Annotated in this window: 22 protein-coding genes; 10 read left to right on the forward strand and 12 right to left on the reverse strand. The window is 58.3% G+C overall.

Annotated features, from left to right (window positions below):
* Window positions 1–1,224: heme lyase CcmF/NrfE family subunit (locus tag FAA86_RS20675; protein ID WP_136542906.1), on the reverse strand; the 1,224-nt coding region annotated here is incomplete at its 3' end.
* Between the two features lie 546 nt (window positions 1,225–1,770).
* Window positions 1,771–2,931, reverse strand: coding sequence for a site-specific integrase (locus FAA86_RS20680; protein WP_246035146.1), 1,161 nt, complete (start codon window positions 2,929–2,931; stop codon window positions 1,771–1,773).
* 77 nt (window positions 2,932–3,008) lie between these two features.
* On the opposite strand from FAA86_RS20680, the gene FAA86_RS20685 reads away from it, so the two are divergent.
* Together FAA86_RS20685 and FAA86_RS20690 are read left to right on the forward strand one after the other, a co-directional pair.
* Window positions 3,009–3,287 (forward strand): type II toxin-antitoxin system Phd/YefM family antitoxin, encoded by a 279-nt coding sequence (locus tag FAA86_RS20685; RefSeq protein ID WP_136542907.1) that lies wholly within the window; start codon window positions 3,009–3,011, stop codon window positions 3,285–3,287.
* On the forward strand, window positions 3,274–3,705 hold the full coding sequence (locus tag FAA86_RS20690) for a plasmid maintenance toxin (PemK-like) (RefSeq protein ID WP_136542908.1): 432 nt from the start codon (window positions 3,274–3,276) through the stop codon (window positions 3,703–3,705). The genes FAA86_RS20685 and FAA86_RS20690 overlap by 14 nt, the downstream gene beginning before the upstream one ends.
* A gap of 123 nt (window positions 3,706–3,828) precedes the next feature.
* On the opposite strand, the gene FAA86_RS20695 is transcribed toward FAA86_RS20690, so the two are convergent.
* The 5 genes from FAA86_RS20695 to FAA86_RS20715 all read right to left on the reverse strand — a co-directional run bounded on the left by FAA86_RS20695 (window position 3,829) and on the right by FAA86_RS20715 (window position 11,488).
* Window positions 3,829–4,938: a sensor histidine kinase gene (locus FAA86_RS20695; protein WP_136542909.1), complete on the reverse strand. Its 1,110-nt coding sequence runs from the start codon at window positions 4,936–4,938 to the stop codon at window positions 3,829–3,831.
* A gap of 412 nt (window positions 4,939–5,350) precedes the next feature.
* Complete coding sequence (locus FAA86_RS20700; protein WP_136542956.1) at window positions 5,351–7,342, reverse strand: heme lyase CcmF/NrfE family subunit; 1,992 nt, start codon at window positions 7,340–7,342, stop codon at window positions 5,351–5,353.
* A gap of 468 nt (window positions 7,343–7,810) precedes the next feature.
* Window positions 7,811–8,029, reverse strand: coding sequence for a heavy-metal-associated domain-containing protein (locus FAA86_RS20705; protein WP_136542910.1), 219 nt, complete (start codon window positions 8,027–8,029; stop codon window positions 7,811–7,813).
* 377 nt (window positions 8,030–8,406) lie between these two features.
* On the reverse strand, window positions 8,407–10,911 hold the full coding sequence (locus FAA86_RS20710) for a heavy metal translocating P-type ATPase (RefSeq protein WP_136542911.1): 2,505 nt from the start codon (window positions 10,909–10,911) through the stop codon (window positions 8,407–8,409).
* A 142-nt stretch (window positions 10,912–11,053) separates the two neighbouring features.
* Window positions 11,054–11,488, reverse strand: coding sequence for a Fur family transcriptional regulator (locus FAA86_RS20715; protein WP_246035147.1), 435 nt, complete (start codon window positions 11,486–11,488; stop codon window positions 11,054–11,056).
* A 611-nt stretch (window positions 11,489–12,099) separates the two neighbouring features.
* Here FAA86_RS20715 and FAA86_RS20720 point away from each other — a divergent pair.
* Window positions 12,100–12,933: a universal stress protein gene (locus FAA86_RS20720; protein ID WP_210309995.1), complete on the forward strand. Its 834-nt coding sequence runs from the start codon at window positions 12,100–12,102 to the stop codon at window positions 12,931–12,933.
* A gap of 169 nt (window positions 12,934–13,102) precedes the next feature.
* On the opposite strand, the gene FAA86_RS20725 is transcribed toward FAA86_RS20720, so the two are convergent.
* Together FAA86_RS20725 and lspA are read right to left on the reverse strand one after the other, a co-directional pair.
* A complete protein-coding gene (locus FAA86_RS20725; protein ID WP_136542913.1) occupies window positions 13,103–15,487 on the reverse strand; it encodes a phosphoketolase family protein in 2,385 nt (794 codons plus the stop codon).
* A gap of 205 nt (window positions 15,488–15,692) precedes the next feature.
* On the reverse strand, window positions 15,693–16,190 hold the full coding sequence (gene lspA, locus FAA86_RS20730; RefSeq protein ID WP_136542914.1) for a signal peptidase II: 498 nt from the start codon (window positions 16,188–16,190) through the stop codon (window positions 15,693–15,695).
* A 203-nt stretch (window positions 16,191–16,393) separates the two neighbouring features.
* Between lspA and FAA86_RS20735 the strand changes: the two genes are divergently transcribed.
* Complete coding sequence (locus FAA86_RS20735; RefSeq protein WP_377344559.1) at window positions 16,394–16,996, forward strand: transglutaminase-like cysteine peptidase; 603 nt, start codon at window positions 16,394–16,396, stop codon at window positions 16,994–16,996.
* Here the strand turns inward: FAA86_RS20735 and lnt are convergent.
* On the reverse strand, window positions 16,985–18,586 hold the full coding sequence (gene lnt / locus FAA86_RS20740; protein WP_246035148.1) for an apolipoprotein N-acyltransferase: 1,602 nt from the start codon (window positions 18,584–18,586) through the stop codon (window positions 16,985–16,987). The genes FAA86_RS20735 and lnt overlap by 12 nt on opposite strands.
* 5 nt (window positions 18,587–18,591) lie before the next feature.
* The gene (locus FAA86_RS20745) at window positions 18,592–19,320 is read right to left on the reverse strand and encodes a cytochrome c biogenesis CcdA family protein (protein ID WP_136542915.1); all 729 of its coding nucleotides are present in this window, start codon (window positions 19,318–19,320) and stop codon (window positions 18,592–18,594) included.
* Window positions 19,321–19,517: 197 nt separating this feature from the next.
* Here FAA86_RS20745 and FAA86_RS20750 point away from each other — a divergent pair, with 197 nt between their 5' ends.
* On the forward strand, window positions 19,518–20,669 hold the full coding sequence (locus FAA86_RS20750; protein WP_136542916.1) for a cell wall hydrolase: 1,152 nt from the start codon (window positions 19,518–19,520) through the stop codon (window positions 20,667–20,669).
* Window positions 20,670–20,672: 3 nt separating this feature from the next.
* On the forward strand, window positions 20,673–21,293 hold the full coding sequence (locus FAA86_RS20755; protein WP_136542917.1) for a methyltransferase family protein: 621 nt from the start codon (window positions 20,673–20,675) through the stop codon (window positions 21,291–21,293).
* A gap of 429 nt (window positions 21,294–21,722) precedes the next feature.
* On the opposite strand, the gene FAA86_RS20760 is transcribed toward FAA86_RS20755, so the two are convergent.
* Window positions 21,723–21,977, reverse strand: coding sequence for a DUF2171 domain-containing protein (locus tag FAA86_RS20760; protein ID WP_136542918.1), 255 nt, complete (start codon window positions 21,975–21,977; stop codon window positions 21,723–21,725).
* Window positions 21,978–22,348: 371 nt separating this feature from the next.
* Here FAA86_RS20760 and FAA86_RS20765 point away from each other — a divergent pair, with 371 nt between their 5' ends.
* The 4 genes from FAA86_RS20765 to FAA86_RS20780 all read left to right on the forward strand — a co-directional run bounded on the left by FAA86_RS20765 (window position 22,349) and on the right by FAA86_RS20780 (window position 24,778).
* Window positions 22,349–22,699: a TFIIB-type zinc ribbon-containing protein gene (locus tag FAA86_RS20765; RefSeq protein ID WP_136542919.1), complete on the forward strand. Its 351-nt coding sequence runs from the start codon at window positions 22,349–22,351 to the stop codon at window positions 22,697–22,699.
* Window positions 22,605–23,462: a DsbA family protein gene (locus tag FAA86_RS20770; protein ID WP_246035150.1), complete on the forward strand. Its 858-nt coding sequence runs from the start codon at window positions 22,605–22,607 to the stop codon at window positions 23,460–23,462. Before FAA86_RS20765 ends, FAA86_RS20770 begins: the two co-directional genes overlap by 95 nt.
* Window positions 23,463–23,626: 164 nt before the next feature.
* Entirely contained in the window at window positions 23,627–24,235 is a 609-nt protein-coding gene (locus FAA86_RS20775) for a class I SAM-dependent methyltransferase (RefSeq protein ID WP_136542921.1), read from the forward strand.
* A gap of 87 nt (window positions 24,236–24,322) precedes the next feature.
* The gene (locus tag FAA86_RS20780) at window positions 24,323–24,778 is read left to right on the forward strand and encodes a pseudoazurin (RefSeq protein WP_136542922.1); all 456 of its coding nucleotides are present in this window, start codon (window positions 24,323–24,325) and stop codon (window positions 24,776–24,778) included.
* The last annotated feature ends 130 nt before the right edge of the window (window positions 24,779–24,908 follow it).

Below are 24,908 nucleotides of genomic sequence, written 5' to 3' on the forward strand. Positions count from 1 at the left end.
CCCAAAAGGTATCGCGAGCAGGAGGGGTATTATGAGCAATCCAAAGGTGATGTTGAAGAAGGGCGGCCCGACTGAGATCTTCTCGCCGGTCAGCGTCTCCAGAAACAGCGGATAGAGCGTGCCGATCAAAACAGACGCGGTGGAGACGGTGAGAATCAGGTTGTTGAGAACCAGCGCACCTTCACGCGAGATCGGCTGGAACAACCCACCGGCCTTGAGCATCGGCGCGCGCAGCGCAAAGAGGGTGAAGGCCCCGCCGATGAAGATTACAAGGATTCCCAGAATGAAGACGCCGCGCGTCGGGTCGTTCGCGAAGGCATGCACCGAAGTCAGCACGCCTGACCGTACGAGGAAGGTGCCGAGCAGAGACAGCGAAAAGGCGATGATGCCGAGCAGCACCGTCCAGATCTTCAGGGCATCGCGCTTCTCCATCACGAGCGCTGAATGCAGAAGCGCCGTGCCCGCCAGCCAGGGCATGAAGGAGGCGTTCTCGACCGGATCCCAGAACCACCAACCACCCCAGCCAAGCTCGTAGTAGGCCCAGTAGGAGCCCATGGCGATGCCGGCCGTCAGGAACACCCATGCAGCCAGCGTCCAGGGCCGCACCCAGCGCGCCCAGGCGGCATCGATGCGGCCGTCCATCAGGGCGGCAATCGCGAAGGAGAAACAGACGGAGAAGCCGACATAGCCGAGATAGAGCAGCGGCGGATGGATCGCGAGACCGACATCCTGCAGCACCGGGTTGAGGTCCTGGCCCTCCGCCGGGATCGGCGACAGGCGGATGAAGGGATTGGAGGTCAGGAGGATGAATAGCGTGAAGGCCGTCGTGATCCAGGCCTGTACGGCCAGCACATTCGCTTTCAGCCGGTCCGGCAGATTGGTGCCAAAAAAGGCGACCATGGTGCTGAACAGCGTTAGGATCAGCACCCAGAGCAACATCGAGCCTTCATGGTTCCCCCAGACACCGGATACCTTGTAGATCATCGGCTTGAGAGAGTGGGAATTCTCAAAGACGTTCTGCACCGAGAAGTCGGAGAAGACGTAGCCGTAGGTGAGGGCCGCGAAGGAAAAGGCGACGAGCATGAACATTGCATAGGTGCCGGCGGTACCCACCGCCATCATTGCTGCGTCACCGCGCCGGGCGCCGATCACGGGCAAAATGGAAACGACAAGACAGGTGGCGAGTGCCAGCACCAAGGCATAGTGGCCAAGCTCGATGATCATTGGATCTCTTCCATGCCGCTGGGTTCCACCCCTTGCGCCTCCGGACGAGCGGTCGCGTCCCTTGGCATTTAAGTCTCGTCATGCTGGCAGGCACTGTATCAGGACAAGGGTTTCAACCACGATCCAAGATCAGCAATCAGCCTAACCTAAGACTTGCCGTGCGAGCAACAGCAGTGTTCATTCCCGGCGGCGTCATGGTGTCACCCAGCTCGACTAGTGCGACAGGGCTTGTAACCGTCTCGATGTCTCATTGAAGTTCCATAAATATGCTTATCTGATTTTTGTTTTTAAGCTGCTGAAATCATGAATAATTTCAAGACGGTTTGTGCTAGAATCTCCTGATCAGCTTGCAGTTTAGCCGCCCCTACCCGCCTAGGGCTGCTCTTGCCGAATTTCGTCTCATTTACTTCTAGACGCTCGGGACGCCGCGTCTCAAAACGGGAAGATCGTCCAAATGACACACTGAATATGTCTCACGGATGCTGTCTCAGCACGTATACCCAATGGGATAGCTGGCACGCCCCCCTTTGGGAGACCATCGCCGAACTAGAGAAGCCTGGCTGCTCTGCCACTCCGCCTGGTTGTGCTATTGTAGTATTCGGATGCTTGCTGAACCGATCGATGCCGGGATTGCTCCATGGCTTCTGGAAGCGGAATGCCGCGATTGGCGGCTTCGGTGAGATAACCGGAGCGAAGCCCGTGCGCGGAAAACTCCGCAGGGTTCAGCCCGGCCATGGCGGCACGCTGCTTGACGATGTCGTTGATGGCCTTTGGATCCAGCGCTCGCTTTGAGACATTTCCCCAGCGATCAATGGCGCGAAACACACTGCCGCCGTCGATCCTGGCAAGCTCCAGCCAGGCATTCAGCGCATCCACGGGCCGGCCAGTGAGATAGACGACCTCTTTGTTGTCGGCGCCACTGGTCTTGGTGCGGCCGAGATGGATGGACAGAGATGGCAGAGGAGCTGATCCTTCAACAGGGATGGGCGCTTCCATGACCAACTGCTCCTTGCGCAGCCCCGCCACTTCGCTGCGGCGCCTCCCACCGGAGGCAAAGGCAACCATCAGGATCGCCTTGTCCCTGACATCGCGCAGGCTGCCGGTCCGGCAGGTCGCGATGAGTTTCGACAGCACGTCTCCGGTAACGGACTTTGCACTTTTGCGCTTCCTCGGTCGAGGCGTTGCCCGTACTGCAAGTCGAATGGCCGACTTGAGAGCAGGAGAGGTGAATGAACCCTGCAGCCCACGCCATTTGGTCAGAGTCGACCAGGTTGCCAGCCGCCGGCGCACGGTATCGGGTGCATGGGGGCCAGATGATCGGAGAAACCCCTGGAGGCGAAGCCTTTCCTCGACCTTTAGCGGCATGCCATGTTCAGGATCGGTCAGGCGCTTTTCTGGGTTCCATAGGTGATGCGCGACAAACTTCAACGGCAGCGCGTCGGGTGCCGGCCAGGGCAGGGATCGGCCCGTGGCCGCCAGCGACCAGGCCTGCAGATACGCGAGATCAGAGGTGAGTGCGCGCAGTGTATTGGCACCCATTCCCTCGTTGACAAGGTGGCGAAGGGTCTCGATGTCCTGATCGGTCAGAAGCTCGGCCAGTTCGTCGCGCCGCTCCATTGGCAGGACGGCGGCGATCGTGTCCAATTCTTCCAAGCGCCGCGACACCGGCTCGTTCGTCGACAGTGATACCGGCGACTTTCGCATCATGATGTGCTCCGCGGGCAATCCGTAGGTTTACAAAAGTTCCGGAAAGCCCGTATATTCCGGAGCAAAGGAGATTTGCCATGACGTCGACTGTGACAGCAGCTGCGGTTTCGAAGAACTTTGGTGCCTACCAGGATGCGGCCGTGCGAGAGCCAGTGATCATCACCAAGAACGGCCGGCCGCGCACGGTGCTCATGGCCTATGAGGATTACCTACGTCTCGCCAAACGGGACCGTCGGGTCGATCTGACGGCTGCGATCAGTGACGACGAACTTGCCGCGATCGAGGCTTCGACGATGGAGCCGGCCCTGGATCATCTCAATGTCGAACTGCCGATGGACAAGAATGCTGCCGATTGAACCGAAGGTCGGCTGGGTCTTTCGCTATTCCTATCTCTGGCATTGGCAGCATTTGGACGGACGAGAGGAGGGTGACAAGGATCGCCCGGTGCTCGTGCTCGCCATTGTTGCGACGCTTCAGGACGGGACACCTGCCGTACGTGTTCTGCCGATCACCCATTCCCCACCGTCCGATCCCAGCGACGCAGTCGAAATCCCGCCTGCCACCAAGCGCCGCCTGGGTCTCGATGACGAGCGGTCGTGGATTGTCCTGACCGAAAGCAATCGCTTCGTCTGGCCGGGCCCAGATGTTCGCCCTGTTGATAGCGAGAGCGGATATCACGGCCCGCTGCCTCCGGCACTCTTCGACGAGGTGAAGCGCCGGTTCGTTGATCTGGCGAGAAGCCAGCGCCACAAGGCAACCGCTCGAAGCGACTGAGCTGTCGCTGTTCTGCATCCTTTTGTTTGCCATCGAATTCAGCGCGTCCAACTATGATCTTTGTCGTGACTTGCTGCGACTTTAGGCCTTCAGAGCCGTCAGATCAATCACCTCCGATAAGCATTACGTCTTGGCGGTAAGCGGGAGCTCCGGCAGATCCTCCCCCAACTTCATCGACACCTTGTGGCCGCAGCGGGCCTCATGCGCCGCCGCGATACGCCTTGCTACCGTCGCCACCGACCAGCCTTCGAGCTCGGGCAGCGCCAACCCGCGACAGATGTAGCGAATCTCCTGCATAGCCTCGTTGACGGCCTGTCGAACCTGTTCCTGCTGCTGGTTCTTGGGATCGTCGAGCCGCAATGCGGCGAAAGCCAGCAATTGCGTGGGACCGTCGTGAAGCTCTGCGGAAATCCGGCGAAGCGTGCGCTCGTGCAATTCGGCGATCCGGTGATTTGCCTGCTCTACCCGCCGGCCGAGACCGCTGTTCTTCTCCAGCAGGAACGAGAGCTGCTGGACCTTCTCGTGGAGCGCCTCGCTTTGTTGCGAGATGGTGCGATTGCCGCGCGCGAAGACGATATAGAGCGCTGAGAAGATACCGAGCGAGACCAGGCCCACGACAAGCCAGCTTCTCAGACGTGCATCGAAGAGATGCTGCTGTAGTTTGTCAGCCGTCGTATAGAATTCAGCTACGGCGATGATCTCGCCTGTCTTTGCCGAACGAACCGGGCTGTAGACCTCAAGAAGCGGTCCGTCGCCGAGGCTTTCGACGTCGTTGTCGGGGTGCGACCGTCGTCCGTACGCGGCGTCAACCCGGCCGGCCAGTGCGCTCGTCAGGCCTGCACTCGGATCGAGGACGCGCCCGACGATGCCCGGGTTGTCGCTGAAAATGACACGGCCGTCCTGACCCCAGAGCTTGAAGGCGGAAACTTCGTGACGCAGAGCACCGCGCCGCAGGATGTGTTCGAGCTCAAGCCTTGCAGCCGGGCTAAGGAGGCCGGCTTCACCGATTTCCTGCGTTATCGGCGCTATGATGGCGTCGACATAAAGTGCGGTCACTGCGCCCGCATTGTCGGTCACACCATCCTCGATCTCCGACGTCACCCAGAAGCCGATGACAAGCATGCCGGCGACGAGCACGATGCCGGCGACCATCATGAACTGCGCCATCAGGCCTGCAGAAGCGTTCCACCACCACGAAACGATATCTAGATGCTTCCCTACTTTGACATGCACCTGTGCCCGATCTCCTTGTCCGTCGCATATGAAGGAGTTCATCGACGGACCGGAAGCCCGGAACGGCAATTTCCTACGTCTCCACCCAGCGTGAGATCGAGCCGATTTCGGACCGTTGTCGTAGTATGCACCTATTGTTCGCCGAAGCTTCGCTCCTCGACACTCCTCAAAATGTGAATACCACGCTCTACTTTTCTTTCCAATCCGGCAAGGTGAGCGCCGCAAGCAGGGTTGCATTTGCGCCCAGTTGACCAACCTGTTCGGCGACGCGCCCCAAGCGCTGTCGTGCTCAGCGACCGGCCAAGGCAGACATTCCGCTTGGGGAAAGATAGCGGCATTCCGCAGGGCGGATTATTCAGGCGAATAGCGCTCACTCAACCGCGGACCGATCGTAGAGCTCAGAAAGCCGTGCCTATGACGCTGCCACCTCCGCCTTGGTCATGCCCTTCACCTTGCGCGGTGCTGGCGCCCCGACGCGGAGCCTGCGATCGAACAGCGACACTGCGCCGCCCAGCATCATCACTACTCCTCCAAGCCAGATAAATAGAATGAGCGGCTTCCACCAAACGCGCACCACAAAGCCGCCGTCGGGCGTGGCGTCGCCAATCGACACGTAGATCTGGCTGAAACCGCGGGTCGCAATTCCAGCCTCTGTGGTCGGCATTTGACGCGCGGTGTAGAGCCGCTTGGACGAGATGATTTCACCGAGCACTTGACCAGCTTTGTCGGTGTAGACAAATCGACCTTGTTCCTCGGAAAAGTTCGGGCCTTGATATGGCGCTATGCCTTCGAAACTCAGTATATAGCCGGCGATTGGCAATGTTTGACCGGGGCGCATGACCTCAATCCGTTCGATTTCGAGCGACGTGACCGAGACGATCCCTAGCACGGTAACTCCTAGTCCGAAGTGTGCCATAGCCGTTCCGTAAACCGAACGCGGCAGCCCTTTGAAGCGACTCCAGGCGACAGGAAAAGAGACCGAGCCTATGCCAGATTTTAACGCAATGTCGGTGAGAGCTCCGAACATCAGCCAAAATCCGAGACCAGTTCCAAAAGCTGCCAACGCGCTGACGCCATCGACAAGGAAGACAGCGACGAACACCGCCAATAGCGCGCCCCCCAAAGCGGCGTACAATCGTTGGGAGACGGCATAGAGATCGCCGCGTTTCCAAGCGAGCAGAGGCCCAAACGGTACCGCTAGCAGCAGCGGGACCACGAGAGGGACAAAGGTCAGACTGAAGAAGGGAGCGCCAACCGAGATCTTGTCGCCTGTTACCACCTCGACCACAAGCGGGTAGAGCGTTCCGATCAGCACTGTTGCTGCCGCTGTCGTGAGAAACAGGTTGTTGAAGACCAACGCTCCTTCACGCGAAATCGGATGAAACAGTCCGCCCTGTGTCAAAGCATTCGCCCGCACCGCGAACAGTGACAATGCACCACCAATGAACAGAACGAGGATCATCAAGATAAAGACACCACGCGCTGGGTCGCTGGCGAAAGCGTGTACGGACGTCAACACGCCGGAGCGAACAAGAAAGGTGCCAAGCAGCGAAAGCGAGAAGGTCAGGATTGCGAGCAACAGCGTCCAGATTTTTAGCGCCGAGCGCTTCTCCATTACAATCGCGGAATGAAGCAGTGCCGTGCCCGCTAGCCATGGCAGGAAGGACGCGTTTTCTACCGGGTCCCAGAACCACCAGCCTCCCCAACCAAGTTCATAATAAGCCCAATAGGATCCCATCGAAATGCCGCCCGTGAGGAAAATCCAAGCGGTCAGCGTCCATGGCCGTACCCAGCGCGCCCAGGCAGCGTCAATTTTTCCCTCGATGAGAGCGGCAACGGCGAAGCTGAAGCAAACTGAGAATCCTACATAGCCCAAATAGAGCAGAGGCGGGTGTATCGCGAGGCCGATATCCTGAAGGATCGGATTGAGATCGCGTCCTTCCATAGGAACCGGAACCATGCGAGCAAACGGGTTCGAAGTCATCAGGATGAAGAGCAGGAATGCCGCCGCCACAAGCCCTTGCACCGAAAGAACATTCGACCGAAGTGTCATGGGCAGGTTCCCGCTGAACCAAGCGACCAACGCGCCAAAAAATGTGAGGATCAGCACCCACAGAAGCATCGAGCCTTCGTGGTTTCCCCACACACCCGTGATCTTGAAAAGCATTGGTTTGGCCGAGTGCGAATTCTGCCAGACATTTGCCACCGAGAAATCGGACTGAACGTAAGCAACCGTCAGTGCGACAAATGACAGCATGGTCAGCAGGAAGCACATCATTGCTGCCGGCCCTGCGACGCCAGTCAATCTCGAGTCACCGAACTGCGTGCCGACGAGGGGTACAGCGAACTGTACCACCGCAAGGGAAAAGGCCAGTACCAGGGCAAAATGCCCGAGTTCGATAATCATCCCGACGCTCCCGCAGCCACTTCGCCAACCGTTGTGTGATCAGAGGCGCTTCAACGCGAAGCGATTGATCAGCACACGCAACCGCTGGAAGTCGTTAGCGCCTCTAGTTGGATGAGGTTCAAGACCCAGGCGCAAGTTTATCTGCCCACCTCGGTGTTCATTGCAAAAGCCGGATCCGACAGCAGACCGAGACAAAGCGTACAGTCCGCTAAGGCTAAGGATGGGCCGATGCCGAAGCTTGTTCGCTACACCTGATCGAAATGATCCATTCCCTTCCGGTAACAATGTAGACGGCAGTCTATCGCAGCGCAGGCGAATACCAGGGACCGAGCTTCGGACGGATGTCGAAGGCGGCCACTTCCACATTCGGCAGCACCTCGACATTTTCGAAACCCATTAGGTCCTCAATCACACCGAGCCGCGCTAGCTGCTCTGGCCTATGCCGACGGAATAGGAATGCATCGATCATCGCTGAACTGCGTAGCCCGCGTGTTCGACGACGTCGTAAATCGCACTCTCTGACACTTTGGTTGTATCGAGCTTCACAAGAGCACTGTTGTCGACCAACGAAACCTTTACAGCCGCGATGCCCGGCAGCCTTCGCACCTCACTCTCAATGGTGCTGACGCAATCGGCGCAATCCATGCCCTCAATATTGAACTCGATAATTCTTGATGTCGTCATCGGTGGTTCCTTCGCATGTTTGGATGGACGATGACGCCCAATCTGAAACCTGCAGTTCCTCGAGGGTCAATAGCTTCTCTCGTGAAAATTGAGATAGTCGTATGCGCCGACGACGCACAAATCCGCACAAGGCCTTCTTCAACATGAAGGGTCATCTGCTATCGCTTCGCGGTAAAGTCTGCCGTTCGTCGCATCGGTCAGCACGATCCGTCCTGACAGCGAGCCTTGGAGGACGATGAACCGAAATACTGGGCTTGGCCTTGCTCTCCACGTCATCTACGTCGTTTCAAGGTCCTCCGGAGATACCGCTGCGGCCTCTATCATCACAGAGTTCATACCAACGGCATCTGCCGCCAGAATGCGCCACGACACCGAATCTACGCTGCCGCCCGATAGGGATCGCGGTAGGCAAGCAGGCGCAAGGCATTGAAGACTACGAGCAGGGTCGAGCCTTCATGGACCGCAACCGCAGCTCCAATGCTCAAACCGAAGATCGTCGCAGGCACGAGCACGGCGACGATGCCGAGGCTGACCACCACGTTCTGGAGGATGATCGAGCGGGTCCGGCGGCTGAGCCCAACGGCGAAGGGCAGGTGCGCCAGGTCGTCGGCCATCAGCGCGACATCGGCTGTCTCCAGGGCCACGTCAGACCCGGCAGCGCCCATGGCGATGCCGACCGTCGCGCTCGCCATCGCCGGCGCATCGTTGACGCCATCTCCAACCATGGCGACCTTGCCTTCGGAGCGCAGCTTCTTGATCGCTTCCACCTTGTCCTCGGGCATCAGATCGCCCCAGGCTTCATCGAGTCCGACATCCTTGGCGATCGCGTCGGCGACCTTCTGGTTGTCGCCCGAAATCATGATCATGCGCGTGATGCCGATCTCGTGCAGCTTCCGTAGCGCATTGCGTGCGGCCGCGCGGGGCGTGTCCATCAGCCCGATCGCGCCGAGATCGCGATCTCCCTGGCGAACCACCATGGTCGTACGGCCGCCGTCTCTGAGCTGCGCGATCGCCTCGGTCATAGCAGCGCCCAGAGCCGGGATGCCGTCGGAGCCGAACATTTCGGCCTTGCCGATCCACACTGTCTGCCCGTCGAGCGTCGCCGTCACACCCTTGCCTGTAAGGCTCTTGAGATCGGACGCCTCGGCGACTGCTTGTCGGTCAAACTTCTCCCTGCCGTCACGCACGATCGCCTCAGCCAGCGGATGGTCGCTCAAGCTCTCCACGGCGATCGCAACCTTAAGCAATTCCTGTTCGGAGACGCCCTCGGCGGTGACGATATCGGTGATGCGGGGCTTGCCTTCCGTCAGCGTCCCGGTCTTGTCGAAGGCGATCGCCGTCAGCGAGCCGAGATTTTCCAGCGGCCCGCCGCCCTTGACCAGCACGCCGCCACGCGCCGCGCGGGCGACGCCCGAAAGGACCGCGCTCGGCGTAGCGATGGCGAGCGCGCAGGGGCTGGCGGCGACCAGCACCGCCATCGCCCGATAGAAACTATCTCGGAACGGCTCGTCCACGACGACCCAACCGAACAGCATCACGACCGCGAGCGCCAGCACCACCGGCACGAAGATGCGCTCAAACTTCTCGGTGAAACGCTGGGTGGGCGACTTCTGCGCTTCCGCCTCGCTCACCATCCTGACCACCTTGGCGAGCGCGCTGTCGGTGGAGCGCCGCGTCACCTCGATCTCGACCGCGCCCGCACCGTTGATCGTTCCGGCGAAGACGCGAGAGGCGCCGTCGACGGAATCGGGCCGCGCTCGAGCCGCCACGGTGTCGGTGACCGGACTTTTGTCGACCGGGATGCTCTCGCCGGTCACGGGCGCCTGGTTGATGCTGGTCATGCCCTTGACGAGGAAGCCGTCGGCGGGAAGCCGCTCGTTGGGGCGCACGACGACGATGTCGCCGACCACGAGTTCCTCCACCGGGATCTCTCGGGTTTCGCCGTCGCGCCTGACGGTCGCGACTGGCGGCGCGAGTTCCGCCAGCGCCTCGATCGCGCGCTTGGCGCGGCCCATGGCGTAGTGCTCCAGCGCGTGGCCGAGGCTGAACAGGAACAGGAGCAGCGCGCCTTCCTCGAACGCGCCGAGGGCTGCCGCGCCGGCCGCGGCGACCAGCATCAGCGTGTCGATCTCGAACCGCTTGAGACGCAGATTGTCGATGGCCTCGCGCAGCGTGAAGAACCCGCCGAAGAAATAGGCTGCGATGAAGCACACCGTGGGAAGCCAGTCCGGCGCGCCGGAAACCAGATATTCGATGGCGACGCCGATGCCCAGCAAAGCGCCACTCGACAGGGCGAAGATCAGCTCTGTATTGGGTCCGAGGAACTTGCCATGCGAATGATCGTGGCCGTCGCCTTCCGAGTGCTTTTCGCCCTTCGACCGGTGGTCGTGACCGGCATGCGCCTCCTTGCCGCCTCCCGGAACGGATGCAGGCTCCCCCGTTCGCCGGACGCCGAGGCTGCGCAGTGCCTCGTCTATGGCATCTTTAGATGTGGCCTCGCGATCGAACTCGACATGGACGGTGCCCGCGGCGTTCGCTTCCGCTTCGAGGACCCCCTTCATAACCCGTAGCTTTTCGGCGGCCGTACGGGCGCGACGTTCATGACCTATGCCTGTGACATTCCACGTCAGATGCCCGAAGCGGTTCGTGATCTGCGCGCCGGCGGCCTGGGTGATCTCGCGGATCCGCGCCAGGGGGAGAACTTCCGGGTCGTAATGGAGGCAAAGCCTGGCAGGAAACTCAGCTTCAGCAGGAACGATATGGACCTTTTCAACGCCCTCTCGAGCCGCAAGATCGGCGGTGAGGCGATTGACGCAAGCGTCCGCCATATCGTCCACATCAGGCAGAAGTACCGGAATGTCCAGACGTAGCTTGCTTGTCATGTTGAAGAACTCCCGCGTAATCAAACCTAGATTCAGTGAGTCAATATCATTCCTGTATGCAAAACCGATGCGGTCTCCAGCCAGACGCTGTAGTCCTTTGCCGCCTCCAGGCCACCGCTTGCCTACCTTCTACTTGGTGACTTCAGGACTTCCGCTTCCGCCTTTGCAAGGGTCTTACATAAATCTCAAGCCTATGGCTGATAATCTCGAAGCCGTGCTCCCGCGCGATTTGCTGCTGAAGCCGCTCGATCTCATCGGACCGAAATTCGACCACCTGGCCCGATTCTACGTCGATGAGATGATCATGGTGTTCCGCGTCGGCGCGCTCGAAGCGAGCAGGTCCGCTCCCAAAAACGTGCCTCTCAAGGACACCTTTTTCCTCTAGAAGGCTAAGTGTACGGTAGATCGTCGAAAGCGCGATACGTGGATCGACTTTTGTCGCACGCCGATGCAACTCCAAAGCGTCGGGATGATCACTCGCTTGCTGAAGAAGCTCAACAATTACGCGGCGCTGACCCGTCAAGCGAAGGCCGCATTCTTTACAGATCTTGACGATATCAATCGGATCGATATGCAACGCTCTCAGCCAATCGTACCCTACTACCATTCGACGGGTTGTGCCCCCGAACCTGCGTCTCCCGACCCAAGAAATGTGGGCCGGGTCGAGATAGCACAAGTTCCAACCCTTCTGGCAAGGGCAGCACTTCGGAGAACGTGCCGCAGGCTTTCGTGTTCTCGCTGCCTAAACGCCGACTAGACTGCACGAGTAGGCTGGGGTACGCCACCTAATTCCAAGAAAGCTGAGACCTTTGATTGAAGACTGTCGCGAAGCCGAAGCACACCCAAAATCGAAGCTCGGCGCCGAAAAGCGGAATGCCTTGCGTGCCGATCAGGCAGTTGTGATCGAACAACTGTGACGAGGCCAGTTCCTGATTTGTGCGGCACCCTCCGGTCAATAGGATCGCCGCCTTTGTTGGTGACGTTGCGCCTTGCCGGTCGAACAGGCACTCTCAGCGAGCCGTCAATGCCTCGGACATCAGTATCTCTGCATGTCCTTTTGTCGCAACGAAACAGAGATGACCGCGCTTGAATCTCAAGCAACCTGAGATGCTACTGAGGTAGGGGGTAAACCGCCATCTGATCGAAAAAGGGTAAATAGGTGTCGCGATCACCGTCAACGTATATTGTTTGATCAGTCTTATTGGAGCTGCAACCGTGACGAAATTTTGTGAGATCGTTGTCGATGCGTGTCCGCGAAGCAATCTGACAGACACCCTTCGATTTGCGCGCGAGATGGCCAATGCGTTTGATGCCAAAATCTCGGTCGCTTCCTATGCATGGCCAAAAACGTCTATGAAAGACGTCTTGGCTCCGAGTGTTTTCTGGGCCGAAGAGCAGACCAGGTTGATGGAGCGGGCCCTGGCGTCCAGCCGGGCCATCGTTGACAAAGTCTTCGGTGCCGATTCTGACGAAGTCCACTGGTGTTCGGGAATTGGCGAACCTACCGCTTCAATGCAGGCGCACCTTCTGACCGCAGACTTGCTGATCACGGATTCGTCAACTGAAGAGGAAAGCGTGTTGCCGAACCCGGCTCACGTCGCCCTTGGCGCCGGTGTGCCGGTGCTGCGCCTCGGGCACTCATTTGGGGAAGTTCGCTTCTCCCGCATCCTGGTCGCGTGGAAGGACACGGCGCAGGCGCGCCGTGCGGTTCATGATGCACTTCCTCTGCTTGTCCGCGCAGAGAGCGTTTCAGTAGTGGGCGTGGGGGATGAGGTTTCGAGCGAACGGCTCGATGCAGTAGCAGCACATCTGCGCCGTCATGGAGCAAAAGCGCAGTATTTGCATATCCCCAATACCACTGGAGACGCTTGCTCAAGCCTACTCGAGCAAGCTCGGCGTGAGCAAGCTGAGCTCATTGTGACCGGAGTCTTTGGACGCAATTCGCTAGCCGAACGCGTTTTTGGGGGTGTAACCACGAAAATGCTGAGTAACGCTGAGATATGTTGGTTCATGTCCCACTGACGAGGCTTGTACAGTGCAATCTTCAAATTGATATCGCATCTTGGCGGTGATGCTCCCATTTCGAGCGTCCCACGCGCCGCCACCACAGGCCTATTCGCTTTACCGACGTCGTAGACACCAAACTTGATGCTGGAAAAACCGGCATTCAGCGCCAGGATCGCGTCGCACATCAGTCGCCTGCCTCGGTTGCTGTGCCGTAGGGCCACGACCAATTGCGAATTTCTGGCATGTCCTCACCATGCTCGCGGACGAAAGCCTTGTGCTCTTCAAGCCTTCTCTCGAGGGTCGCGGCAAATTGCTCGGAGCGTTCGGCAAGCCGGGGCAGGCGCCTCAACGTGGCCAGCGCCAGGTGAAAGCGGTCGAGCTGATTCATCACCGCCATGTCGAACGGCGTAGTGGTCGTTCCTTCCTCGCGGAAGCCGTGAACGTGCAGGTTGTCGTGGTTGGTGCGCCGATAGGTCAGCCGGTGGATGAGATAAGGGTAGCCGTGATAGGCAAAGATCACCGGCTTGTCCTTGGTGAACAGCCGATCGAAGATCTCGTCGGTGAAGCCGTGCGGATGTTCGGTGTTCGACTGCAGCGTCATCAGGTCAACGACGTTGACGACCCGTATCCTGAGGTCCGGCAGGGCTGTTTTCAGGAGATCGACGGCGGCCAGCGCCTCCATTGTTGGGACGTCGCCCGCGCAGGCCATGACGATGTCCGGCTCCTCGTCAGCCGGGCAGGTCGACGCCCACTCCCAGATGCCTGCGCCGGCCCTGCAGTGAGCCTCGGCAGCTTCGGCCGTCAGCCATTGCGGCGCGGGCTGCTTGCCGGCGGTGATGACATTGATGCGGTTCCAGGTTCGCAGACAATGGTCGGTCACCCAGAGAAGCGTATTGGCATCCGGCGGGAAATAGAGCCGCACCGTGTCGGCCTTCTTGTTGGCGACGAAATCAGCGAAACCGGGGTCCTGATGGCTGAAGCCGTTATGGTCCTGCCGCCAGACATGCGACGTCAGCAGATAGTTCAGTGAGGCGATCGGCCTGCGCCATGGCAACTCCGCCGAGGTCTTCAGCCATTTGGCGTGCTGGTTCACCATGGAGTCGACGATGTGAATGAAGGCTTCGTAGCAGGAGAACAGGCCGTGCCGGCCGGTGAGAAGATAGCCTTCCAGCCAGCCCTGGCAAAGATGTTCCGACAGCACTTCCATGACGCGGCCCTCGCGGGCGAGGTGCATGTCGTAGGGCTCGATCCCCTCCATCCAGACCCGGTCCGTGACCTCGAAGACGGCGTCCAACCGGTTCGAAGCGGTCTCGTCCGGCCCCATCAGTCGGAAGTTCCGGGCGTCGGCGTTCAGGCTGATGACGTCGCGCAGGTAGACGCCCATCAGGCGCGTCGCCTCGGCGGTCTTGCCGCCGGGGTGCGGCAGGTCGAGCGCGAAGGTTTTCCAGTCCGGCAGGACGAGATCCTTCCTCAGCACCCCGCCATTGGCATGCGGCAGCGCGCCCATGCGCTTCTCGCCTTCGGGCGCAAGGGCGGCGATCTCGGGCAGAAGGCCGCCCTTCGAATCGAATAGCTCTTCCGGCCGGTAGCTGCGCAGCCAGTCTTCCAGGATCTTGCGGTGCGCGGCGTCGCCGCGCGCGTTGGACACCGGCACCTGGTGCGAGCGCCAGAAATCCTCCACTTTTTTACCGTCGACCTCCTTGGGTCCCGTCCAGCCCTTCGGGCTTCGCAGAACAACCATCGGCCAGCGCGGCCGCGCAACGACGCTTCCGTCGGCGCGAGCATCCGCCTGGATGTCTCGAATGCGATCCATCACCTCGTCCAGCGTGGCCGCCATCAGGCCGTGCATGGAAATCGGATCGCTGCCTTCTACGAAGAACGGATCGTAGCCGTAGCCCCTGAAAAGGTGCTCGAGTTCCTTGTCGTCCATTCGCGCCAGCAGCGTTGGGTTGGCAATCTTGTAGCCGTTGAGATGGAGGATCGGCAGCACCGCGCCGTCGACCCGCGGGTTCAGGAACTTGTTCGAGTGCCAAGCGGCGGCCAGTGGGCCTGTCTCGGCCTCGCCATCGCCGACGACGCAGGCAACGACGAGATCCGGATTGTCGAAAGCTGCGCCGAAGGCATGGACCAGCGCATATCCCAGCTCTCCGCCCTCATGGATCGAACCCGGGGTTTCGGGCGCGACGTGGCTCGGCACGCCCCCAGGAAAGGAGAACTGCTTGAACAGCTTTTTCATTCCGTCGGCGTCGCGGCCGATTTCGGGGTAGATTTCGCTGTAGCTCCCCTCAAGCCAGGTGTTTGCGACCATTGCGGGTCCGCCATGTCCCGGCCCGCAGACGTAGAGCACATCCAGATCGCGCTCCCTGATCAGCCGGTTTAAGTGGACGTAAATGAAATTAAGACCCGGCGTGGTGCCCCAGTGCCCGAGCAGCCGGGGCTTCACATGCTCGGCGCGCAGCGGCTCGCGCAGCAGCGGATTGTCCATCAGATAGATCTGACCCACCGACAGGTAGTTTGCCGCTCGCCAATAACGGTCCATCATTTCGATCGACGCAGACCTGTCATTCATAAGCTCAGTCCTTTCCAAACAACTCCACACTGCGATACCATCAGAACACATGGCGTATGCGAAACCGCGTATCGGACAGCCACGAAAAAACAATGGCAATGTCCTTTGCGACTGCAGTTCGGAATCGACAGGGTCGCCTGTGTCTCATGCAAACTCAAAGCCCAATCAGTACCCATGCAACCCTCCGTCGCGACGCGGCACGATTCTATCGAGTAGAATCGTCTGGAGGGGATCGCGGCGAAGTGAAGACGACCAAAGCGGCGCCAACTACAATCGCAATATCAGCGCCATTGAACGTCGGCCAATGCCAGCTACCCAAATGAAGATCGATGAAATCAGTAACTGCGCCTTGCCGCATCCGATCAAAGATGTTTCCGACCGCGCCCCCCACGATCAGGCCGATCGCCATCGTCTGAACATGGGTTTTTGCGTAGAGCATCCAAACAAAAAGAAATCCAACGACTAGCGATGTTGCGACGGACAATATGGTCGAAGAGTTTTCAAAATAGCTGGAAAATATCCCGAAGCTTATTCCTTTATTATACGACAGAACGATGTTAAAAAAACTTGCAATATGGATGTTTCTAGGTGGCTGCATGACGAGCTCGACGATCGCGAATTTCGACAGTTGATCGATCGAGAACGCCGAAACTGCGCATGCGAGACCGAGGAGAACTCGAGAGACATTTCCTGTTCGCTTCACCACAATCCTCCGTCACATGGAGGATGAGAGCTTCGCTGCTCTAGCTGCTTGAGGTTCAATCGCTAACCTGCAGCTTCCTGTGGAAATTTGGCACCCCGTGCGCCGCCTCTTCACAAAGTCGTGGCCTAACGGCGATGGACGCGAGCCGCGGGAGCCATTAAGAGTTTGGTAATATCGATTAAGATCGGACGAGGGGTTGGGTAGTGACCTTGCGGGAGTCGATCGCCGCTGCGTGCATTGCGGCTGTATGGGCGCTTGGAAGCAGCAGCGCCTGGGCCCATCCGTCGGCCATGGTGACCGGAGGGCTGACTTCGCAACCGATCGGCCATTACGAGTTTTGCAAGCGCAACGCTTCGGAATGCGCGATACGCTCCCGTGACATGACGCCGTTGACAATGTCGGCCAAGCTTCTTGCGCGGCTGGAAGAGCTCACGATCTCCGTGAATCAAGCCGTCAAGCCGAAAAGCGATCTCGAACTTTACGGGAAGGAAGAGTTCTGGACCTATCCAGTTGATGCCGGCGACTGTGAAGACTACGCATTGGCAAAACGACGCGTCTTGATGAACGATGGCATTCCGGCTTCGAATCTCCTGATTACAGTGTTGCGGCGACCAAACGGCGACGGACATGCTGTCCTCACCGTTCGAACCGACGTTGGAGATGTCGTTCTCGACAATCTCACGGATGCGGTCCTGAACTGGGATGAAACCGGCTACACCTACCTGAAGCGACAAGCGACCAATCACACCGGGCGATGGGTTTCGATACGAGAAGGAGACGCCCCGTTGGTCGGCTCAGTCCACTGAAACCCGAGCAGTCCATCCGTTTCGTCCTGATCCTCGCTGCGTGATGGCACCGGCCGCGACAAGCAGCGCCATTATCGCCACGAGCGGCTTGTTCCCAAGCCTGACAAACACGATCTCAGATTTCACGGGCGCGGGCAGTGCGCCATCAATCACCCCGCTAACGTTTAGCGGAAGCAAGTCCTTCACCCGGCCATAGCCATCGACGATCGCGCTGATACCACTGTTGGCGGCGCGGATGAGCGGCAGACCCGCCTCGATCGCCCTGACGCGTGCGGCGAGAAAGTGCTGGTAGGGACCGGCAGACAGGCCGAACCATGCGTCATTTGTGATGTTCAAAATCCATCGTGCGTTGTCATTGGCAACACGTGGGAATATCGCCTCATAGCAAATCAAAATCCTGGCAGCCGGCAAACCGGCCAACTGGATGGGCATATCGCTCCTTCCGGGACTGTAGTCGATATCGCCGATTGTCATCTTCATGGCGCCAAGGACACTTTTGAAAGGGGTGAACTCCCCAAACGGGACCAGTCGAACCTTGTCATAGTCCGCGATGACCCCTCCTTTGTCATCGAGCGCGAGGAGGCTGTTCAAGAGGGCAGGGTCCTCAGGGCTTCGTCCAGCGACTTCCCTCACGGCTCCGGTGATAAGCAGCCCCCCTGATGGTATGGCAGCTAGAAGTATTGGAGGAATTTCGCGATCCGTTTCAAACAAAAAAGGATACGCCGTCTCGGGCCAGATCACATAGAGCGGTCGGGACCCATCACCGGACGTGCCAAGTGCGTGAAGCTTCTCGAGAATTCCTCTTGCTTCGCTCGGCTCCCATTTCTGGGTCTGAGGAATGTTCGGTTGGACGATCCGCACCCGCTCGCCATTCTCGGCGACGTCGGCAGCGTCTAAACGCCATTTCCCCGCGGACCACAGAACGGCGAAAACGACCAGAGGCGTCAGCACGAAAACGAGCGCGGCGGGCAAGATGCCTAGCCGAAGTTTCCCGATGAGCAGGACCGGCATAGTTGCGGCGAGAAGGGTGAACAGCCCGAGGCCATAGATTCCTACAACGGAGACAGTTTGGAGGATTTCATCGCTGAAGCCCCAGATGTATCCGATGAGGTTCCAAAGAAATCCCGTCAGTATCGCACCGCGGACCATCTCCGCCATGGTCCAGGTGGCCGGAAGGACGATAAGTGCTCCTGAGCTTCTTCCGCCAAGGCATCGAGCCGCCATCGCGGCGATTGCGGGGAACACTGCCAAGAATGCGGAAAGTACTATCACGGCGGGCCATGCCAGCACGCCGAATCTTTCCGCCTCGACGGCGAAGCTCTCGGTTATCCAGTTTAACCCAACGATGAATTGACCCAGGCCGAAGGCCCATCCGACCAAAAAGGCTGCAAAGACACTACGACTCTGCAGTATCATCAAGGCCAATGCGCACAGCCCGAAATATGCGAGCGGCAACATGAAATAGGGTGCGAACCCGAAACCACTCAGTCCGCCTACCAGGATGGCAACGAGGAACCGATGACGCGCGTGTTCGAGCCACCTTCCGCTCGAAATCGAGCCGATCCGGTTCGAATTCAGGCAGCTTTGCACCAGCCCTAGCCGATGTAGCCGAGACCAGGAAAACGCTCGAGCAGCCAGAAGGCGATCAAGGTGAGACGTCCGGTCATCATCAGCAGGCCCATGGCGACCATGATGCCACCGGCGAAAATGTTGAGGATATGACCGGCATAGCGAATGCGCTTGAAGCCGGCAGCGAGGCTGCTGAAAGCGACAGCGACGATCAGGAACGGAATTCCAAGCCCCAAACTGTAGGCTGCCAGCAGGATAGCGCCGCTCCCTGCCGATACCGCCGTCAGCGTAAGAATGGAACCGAGAACCGGACCGATACAGGGTGTCCAACCGAAAGCAAAGGTAAGGCCAAGCGTGTAGGCGCCCGCCGGCCCCGATACGGTCTTCGGACCTGGCAGCCTGAAATCTCTGAGGAGCACAGGTATTTTGATCAGACCCGTCATGACGAGACCGAAGCAGACAAGCAAGCCTCCTCCGAGGATATTTGCCTCGACGCTGTAACGCAGGAGGATGCCGCCGAACGCCTGCGCGCCGAGGCCGAGAATCACAAAGACAGTGGAGAACCCGGCTATAAAAAAGAGCGCTGACCAGACAATCCTGATCCGATCCGCAAGGCGTTTTGATGCAGGGTCGACACCACTTGAAACGAACGAAAGATAGCCCGGCACAAGCGGCAGGACACATGGGGAAATGAACGATATGGCGCCGGCCACAATCGCGGTGAGAAGTCCGACCGCTGACACGTCGATCGCCACGCCTGTCGACCTCCTTGTGTTGACTACAATCCCAGACGGCTTTTGATGACCGTCTAAATGCTCAAGCCACATGAGGTTCAATGGAAGCTTGACCAACCCCACCGTGACATTGCGACGCGCAGTCGCAGTAGTGTTAACCTTCCATCAAGGTTAACAATCGATTCTTCTTCTGCGTGGGGCATCCGGAGAATGAGATATTGCGGTCCAAACCGAAAGTCGCTTTCGAGCGACGATCCTCGAACGGTCACCGGCGCGTGCTCGCAATCCTCGGCGCAAGCTGGTTCGTGTTTGGCTTTGCATCACCCACAGGAATCCAGGGTACCAGATCCGAGCTAGGCATCAGCCCCGACCCAAATCGCTGGGCGGCGTATGTTGAGCGAGCCGACGACTGCTCTCATTTGCAGGAACTCCGACTGTCCAACGTCGCAATTCCAGCCCAAGACGGAAACTTTGACCTCGTTCTCGGCGGCAAACGCCTCAATTTGCATGACGGCCAAGGGCTCTCCTTGTCGTCTCAGAGAGTGGTTGAAGAGGCGAAGAAGCCGCGACTTGTCAGTGTCGCACTACGGACTAGATCGGATTCTTCACGTGGCCAGCAAGAACTGGCCTCATGGATATTCTCCTCAGGGACGGACACCTCATATCTTCTACGGGGCTTTTCAACTCAATCTGATCCCGAAATGGTCGCGGGCCAATCGACTTTTCACAGCCCTGCGGACGACCGTCTTGTCGGAGTGCCGACGGCGCTCGCCGAACTGGTCACCAACGATGGGGCAGATATCCTCGCCACAGCCTATGCTCCAAAGGATGATTTCCACACGCCTGCAAATCCCTTCGCTGCATTGCTCGGTTCTGATGAGACAGCGGGTCGTTTCGTTCCGCCTACCGCCGAAGGCGATCACGATTGGATGAAGCAGCCCCTGCCTGGGACCGTGTTTTCTGCTGCCGAGCAAAAGTGCCTTGCAACCGCGATTTATTTCGAGGCGAGGGGAGAGGAGGTCCGGGGTCAGGCTGCTGTCGCGCAAGTCATTCTCAATCGGGTTCGAAACCCTGCTTATCCAGCAACCGTCTGCGACGTCGTCTATCAAAATGACAACTGGATCAACAAATGCCAGTTTTCCTTCGCTTGCGATGGAATTCCCGATGTCATCGCTGACAGAGGTGCTTACCGCCTTGCAAAAGACGTCGCGATGGCCGTTTCTGGAGGAAAGGTCTTCTTGCCCGAAGTCGCATCATCGACACATTACAACGCGACGTATGTCAGCCCGCGCTGGGCGCGCTCGATGGAGCGCATGACCCAAATCGGCTCGCATATTTTTTACCGCACATTTGGCGGTGGGTGGAGTTAGACGTTGTTGAAGTCCGTGCATGGAAAGACGCCGATTGAGCGCAAAAGAACCCTCGTAACCTGGTTGTTGGCTCCGGCATGGCTGACGATTCTTATCGCAACCCAGCCTAAGGGTTTTGAAACGCTAGGTTACAGTCTGGTCGAGTTTACCGGGTTCTTTCTGGTGTTCGGTGCGGTTCTTGGAAGACTGTCGTGCACGCTATATATTGGTGGACGAAAAGATCTCAGTTTGTGCCAAAGCGGACCATATTCCCTTAGTCGAAATCCGCTTTACTTTTTCTCCTTCCTGGGATTAATCGGCGTGTGTCTTGCGGCACAGAATATTGCTCTTATGGCGATAAGCGCGGTCCTTTTTCTTGCCTACTATAGATCTGTGATCCTAAATGAAGAGAGAAGACTCCTTAGTCTCTTTGGATCCGACTACATACTATACATGGCTCGTGTACCTCGTTTCTTTCCTCGCTTCAATTTTCCGGAAAGCGAAGACACTCTCCTTGTCCAGTCGCAGGTATTCGTTCGGTCGCTACGGGATGTCAGCTGGTTTCTCGCCGCGATCGTTGGCATTGAAGTAATTGAAGAGCTACGTCAGGCAGCTGTGATCTCCGGCTGGCAATTGCCTGTTTAGGCCAAGCATCTACAACAGCGTATGCCTATCAGGCCAAATCGAACTCAATGGTCGCCAAACGTTCGTCAAACTAAAAAACTAAGTCTTTCCAGACGTTCGTTCATTCCCGGCGAAAGGACTATAAATAGTCACCATGCTCGTGTGATATCCTCACGGCAAGTTTGTCTTTTGGAAGTGGCACACTGAGCAATTTCAGTATTGCGATAATCCTGACGTCCAGCCTTCGATACTGCATCACAGTCGTACACAGAGATAATATACCGATCGCATCACCATTGCACCCTTTCTGGAGGGCTTGCCGAGCAGCACCCTACATCGAAATGGCTTCGTGCGGATGGCCGGCAAAGGGAGGGCTTGGGTGCTGGCGTGGCTGCATCATAGCGGGGAGGCTTGGGGGGCAGCACCGCCGGCCTCCAGGCAGTTATGATGCTAGTCCGCTGACGAGCCGTCGCTCTCTTCATCGAGAAGCACGGCGTTTGCGCCCGTCGCAGACAGACGCACGACGTTGTTTTCCACCAGGGCGACGAGACCACCCGGAACATAGTGTTTGTGCTTTGCATGGTGTCCAGAGCCTGCGGGTTCCAGCGCGATACGACCTCCTGTAACCGCTGCAACCTTACCGACAGGAGCGCCATCCGCTCCAAGGACCGTCATTCCGCGTTTGACATCTGCTAGATTCGACATGGCTCGCTCCTATCATGATACCGATCAATAATACCCGGCTTTTGCGGAAACAATCGAGCGGGTGACCGCCAATTCAGCAAAAGACACCTCGCTTGACATTCAGCGGCACCCGCTTGGGACCGCTGCCGCTAGTCCATCGTGAGCTGCACATGATTGCGAACCGTGGTCGCTGTCTGGGTCGCGAAAAGCAACCCACATTGATGCATTGCCGCGATTGTCACGTGGTCGCTCTACCTCGCGGCTTGCCGATACATCCCGGTCACCAGTAGCTGCTCCATTGCGACATTTATACACTTGAACCTCAACCTACTCGAGGTCCTACCTTGGCAACAGCGAGGCAGGAAAATGCGCTTGCATGCCAGGAGATCGAGATGCTGCTAAATTCGCAGGGACCAAGCAACCAAGCCGCAAGCGCTCTTTGTCCACACTGCAGGATCGATCTCGTTATGAGCGAGCGACAGGGCATTGAGATCGACTATTGCCCGAAGTGCCGAGGGGTTTGGCTGGATCGAGGAGAACTCGACAAGATAATCGAACGGAGCGCTGCTGAAGATACACGATACGGGCAGGTTCAGGCTGGCCGAGGACGCTCACAAGCATCCCCTCGCGATGCCCAAAGTGACTGCCGTGAAGACCACCGCCGCGACTACAGCGACCATGATCGGCATGGCGGACACCATGGTCGGAGGCACGGTTCATTTCTGGGCCGATTGTTCGACTAACCGTTTGCGGAGCGGGACAATGAAGAGTGCGCGGTTAGGCCAGCTTGGATGTTATGCCATCGTTCTGTTGACAACGCTCGCACCAGCATCCGCTCAATCCGTTGACCGTGCGGAGATCGAAAAGATCGTCCGCGAATACCTCGTTCAAAACCCAGAAATCATAGAGGACGCACTAACTGAACTTGAAAGCCGCAGGCTAGCGGCCCAGGCCGAGGCTAGGTCACAAGCGATATTGGCTGAGACCGATTCACTGTACCGAACGAAGGACGATGTGGTCCTGGGAAACCCGGACGGGGATGCCGCTCTCGTCGAGTTTTTCGATTTCAACTGCGGCTATTGCAAGCGGGCGGCACCTGATGTTGAGGCGCTTGCCGCCGAGGATCCCAAGCTGCGGATAGTTTTGAAGGACTTTCCCATTCTTGGGCCGGGTTCCGTTGAGGCCGCAAAAGTAGCTCTGTCCGTCAAGCGCATCGCAGGCGCCGCCGCCGCTCGAGATTTCCGTGTGCGACTGATGGGAATGCAAGGACAAATAAACGCCAATCGAGCCTTGGATCTCACCGAGGAGATGGGGCTCGACCGAGTGAAGCTCTCGGAGGAAATGGCCACACCGGCAGTTGAGGCAATCATCGCGTCAAACCTGGCGCTAGCACAGCGGCTCGGACTGACAGGCACGCCCTCTTTCGTTGTGGGCGATCAGATCATTGAGGGAGCAGTCGGAAAAGAGCCGCTTGCGGATGCAATCAAAGCGGTTCGCCAGAAATGAGAGTCTCGATTATCAGTCCTCGGCCTCTCGGGCCGTCAGCCTTTGGCGCGACTTCGACCCAACAGCGCAAATCATCTCGCAGCGGCCATACGGCTGTCGCAGACGTCGACAATCCGCAACATGCACAATGTCTGGTGCCACTTGGCGAGAGACCGCGTCGATAGATGTTTTCTACACCGCAGCACTTCATGTTCCTGCGCCAGTGGGTCTCCAACCCCAAGATGGTCGGAGCCGTCCTTCCTTCAGGAATGTCGCTGGCTCGTTTGATGACCAAGGCAATCGACCAAACCACGGGCTCCGTACTCGAACTTGGACCCGGGACTGGCGTCTTCACCGAGGCTCTCCTGAGGCGCGGTCTTGCCGAAGAGCAACTGACACTTGTCGAACTCGACAAGAGATTTGCCGATCTGCTCTCGGCCCGCTTCCCGAGCGTTCGAATCGTCCAAGGAAGCGCGGCCCGGTTGTCTGCAGCGGGCGTCGCCAAAGATATCAGGTATGACGCAGTCATTAGCGGGTTGCCTCTTCTCTCGATGCCTGCGCCCACGGTGTTCCGGATTGTCAAGAATGTGGCGCACAGGCTCGCTCCCGGCGGAAATCTCTACCAGTTTACGTATGGGGCGCGGTGCCCTGTTGCCCGCGTGATGCTTGAGAAGCTTGGCCTGGAATCGCATTTGCTTGGGACTGCTGTTTGGAATTTTCCTCCAGCCTCAGTCTACCGCATTTCACATGCACGGGCGGGAGAGGAAAGGCATCCGAACACCTCCCATCCGTAAGCAATACCTGGCCGCAAGAAGCCAGGAAGGGGAGCGAGTTTCCCGAAGTACCAACATCCCCGAAGTACCAACATCAAGGAGTTCGATATGTTTACTAGACGCGAGATACTGGCTGGAACAACTGCCATAGCAGCTCTGTCAACATTGCCGGCACGAGCACAGACCGGTGTCAATCATGAGGTCCAGATGCTGAACAAGGGCACGAAGGGTGCCATGGTCTACCAGCCGGATTTCGTGACTGCGTCGCCCGGCGATACCGTCACGTTCATCCCCACCGACAAGTCACACAATGCCGAAAGCATAAAGGGGATGCTGCCCGAAGGCGCAGTCCCCTTCAAAGGTAAGTTGAATGAGCAGATTACCATTACTATCGAGAACGAAGGCGTCTACGGCGTGAAGTGTACGCCGCACTATGGCATGGGCATGGTGATGCTTATTGCCGTCGGCACGCCCAGCAATCTTGATGAAGCCAAATCAGTCAAACATCCACCCAAAGCGAAGAAGCTGTTCGACGAACTCCTTGCCGCCGTTCCCGCAGCTTGATCTCTTCCGACTGCGATAGTCGGTTCCGGATGGCAGCACGCGGTCGATTCCCCGCGATCGTCTGCTGCCATCTTTTTCGAAGAAGGCTTGGAAGTTCACGCAAGAGGCATCACAGGAAGGAGGCTGCGAA

The sequence above is a fragment of the Rhizobium rosettiformans W3 genome (assembly GCF_004912135.1).
GTDB classification, from domain to species: Bacteria; Pseudomonadota; Alphaproteobacteria; order Rhizobiales; family Rhizobiaceae; genus Allorhizobium; species Allorhizobium rosettiformans.

What these genes read in the sequence shown, in the direction of transcription:
- FAA86_RS20680 (WP_246035146.1), bottom strand. Translation starts at nt 2,931, where the DNA reads ATGATGCGAAAGTCGCCGGTATCACTGTCGACGAACGAGCCGGTGTCG.
- FAA86_RS20685 (WP_136542907.1), top strand. Translation starts at nt 3,009, where the DNA reads ATGACGTCGACTGTGACAGCAGCTGCGGTTTCGAAGAACTTTGGTGCC.
- FAA86_RS20690 (WP_136542908.1), top strand. Translation starts at nt 3,274, where the DNA reads ATGCTGCCGATTGAACCGAAGGTCGGCTGGGTCTTTCGCTATTCCTAT.
- FAA86_RS20705 (WP_136542910.1), bottom strand. Translation starts at nt 8,029, where the DNA reads ATGACGACATCAAGAATTATCGAGTTCAATATTGAGGGCATGGATTGC.
- FAA86_RS20710 (WP_136542911.1), bottom strand. Translation starts at nt 10,911, where the DNA reads ATGACAAGCAAGCTACGTCTGGACATTCCGGTACTTCTGCCTGATGTG.
- FAA86_RS20725 (WP_136542913.1), bottom strand. Translation starts at nt 15,487, where the DNA reads ATGAATGACAGGTCTGCGTCGATCGAAATGATGGACCGTTATTGGCGA.
- FAA86_RS20760 (WP_136542918.1), bottom strand. Translation starts at nt 21,977, where the DNA reads ATGTCGAATCTAGCAGATGTCAAACGCGGAATGACGGTCCTTGGAGCG.
- FAA86_RS20765 (WP_136542919.1), top strand. Translation starts at nt 22,349, where the DNA reads ATGCTGCTAAATTCGCAGGGACCAAGCAACCAAGCCGCAAGCGCTCTT.
- FAA86_RS20775 (WP_136542921.1), top strand. Translation starts at nt 23,627, where the DNA reads ATGTTTTCTACACCGCAGCACTTCATGTTCCTGCGCCAGTGGGTCTCC.
- FAA86_RS20780 (WP_136542922.1), top strand. Translation starts at nt 24,323, where the DNA reads ATGTTTACTAGACGCGAGATACTGGCTGGAACAACTGCCATAGCAGCT.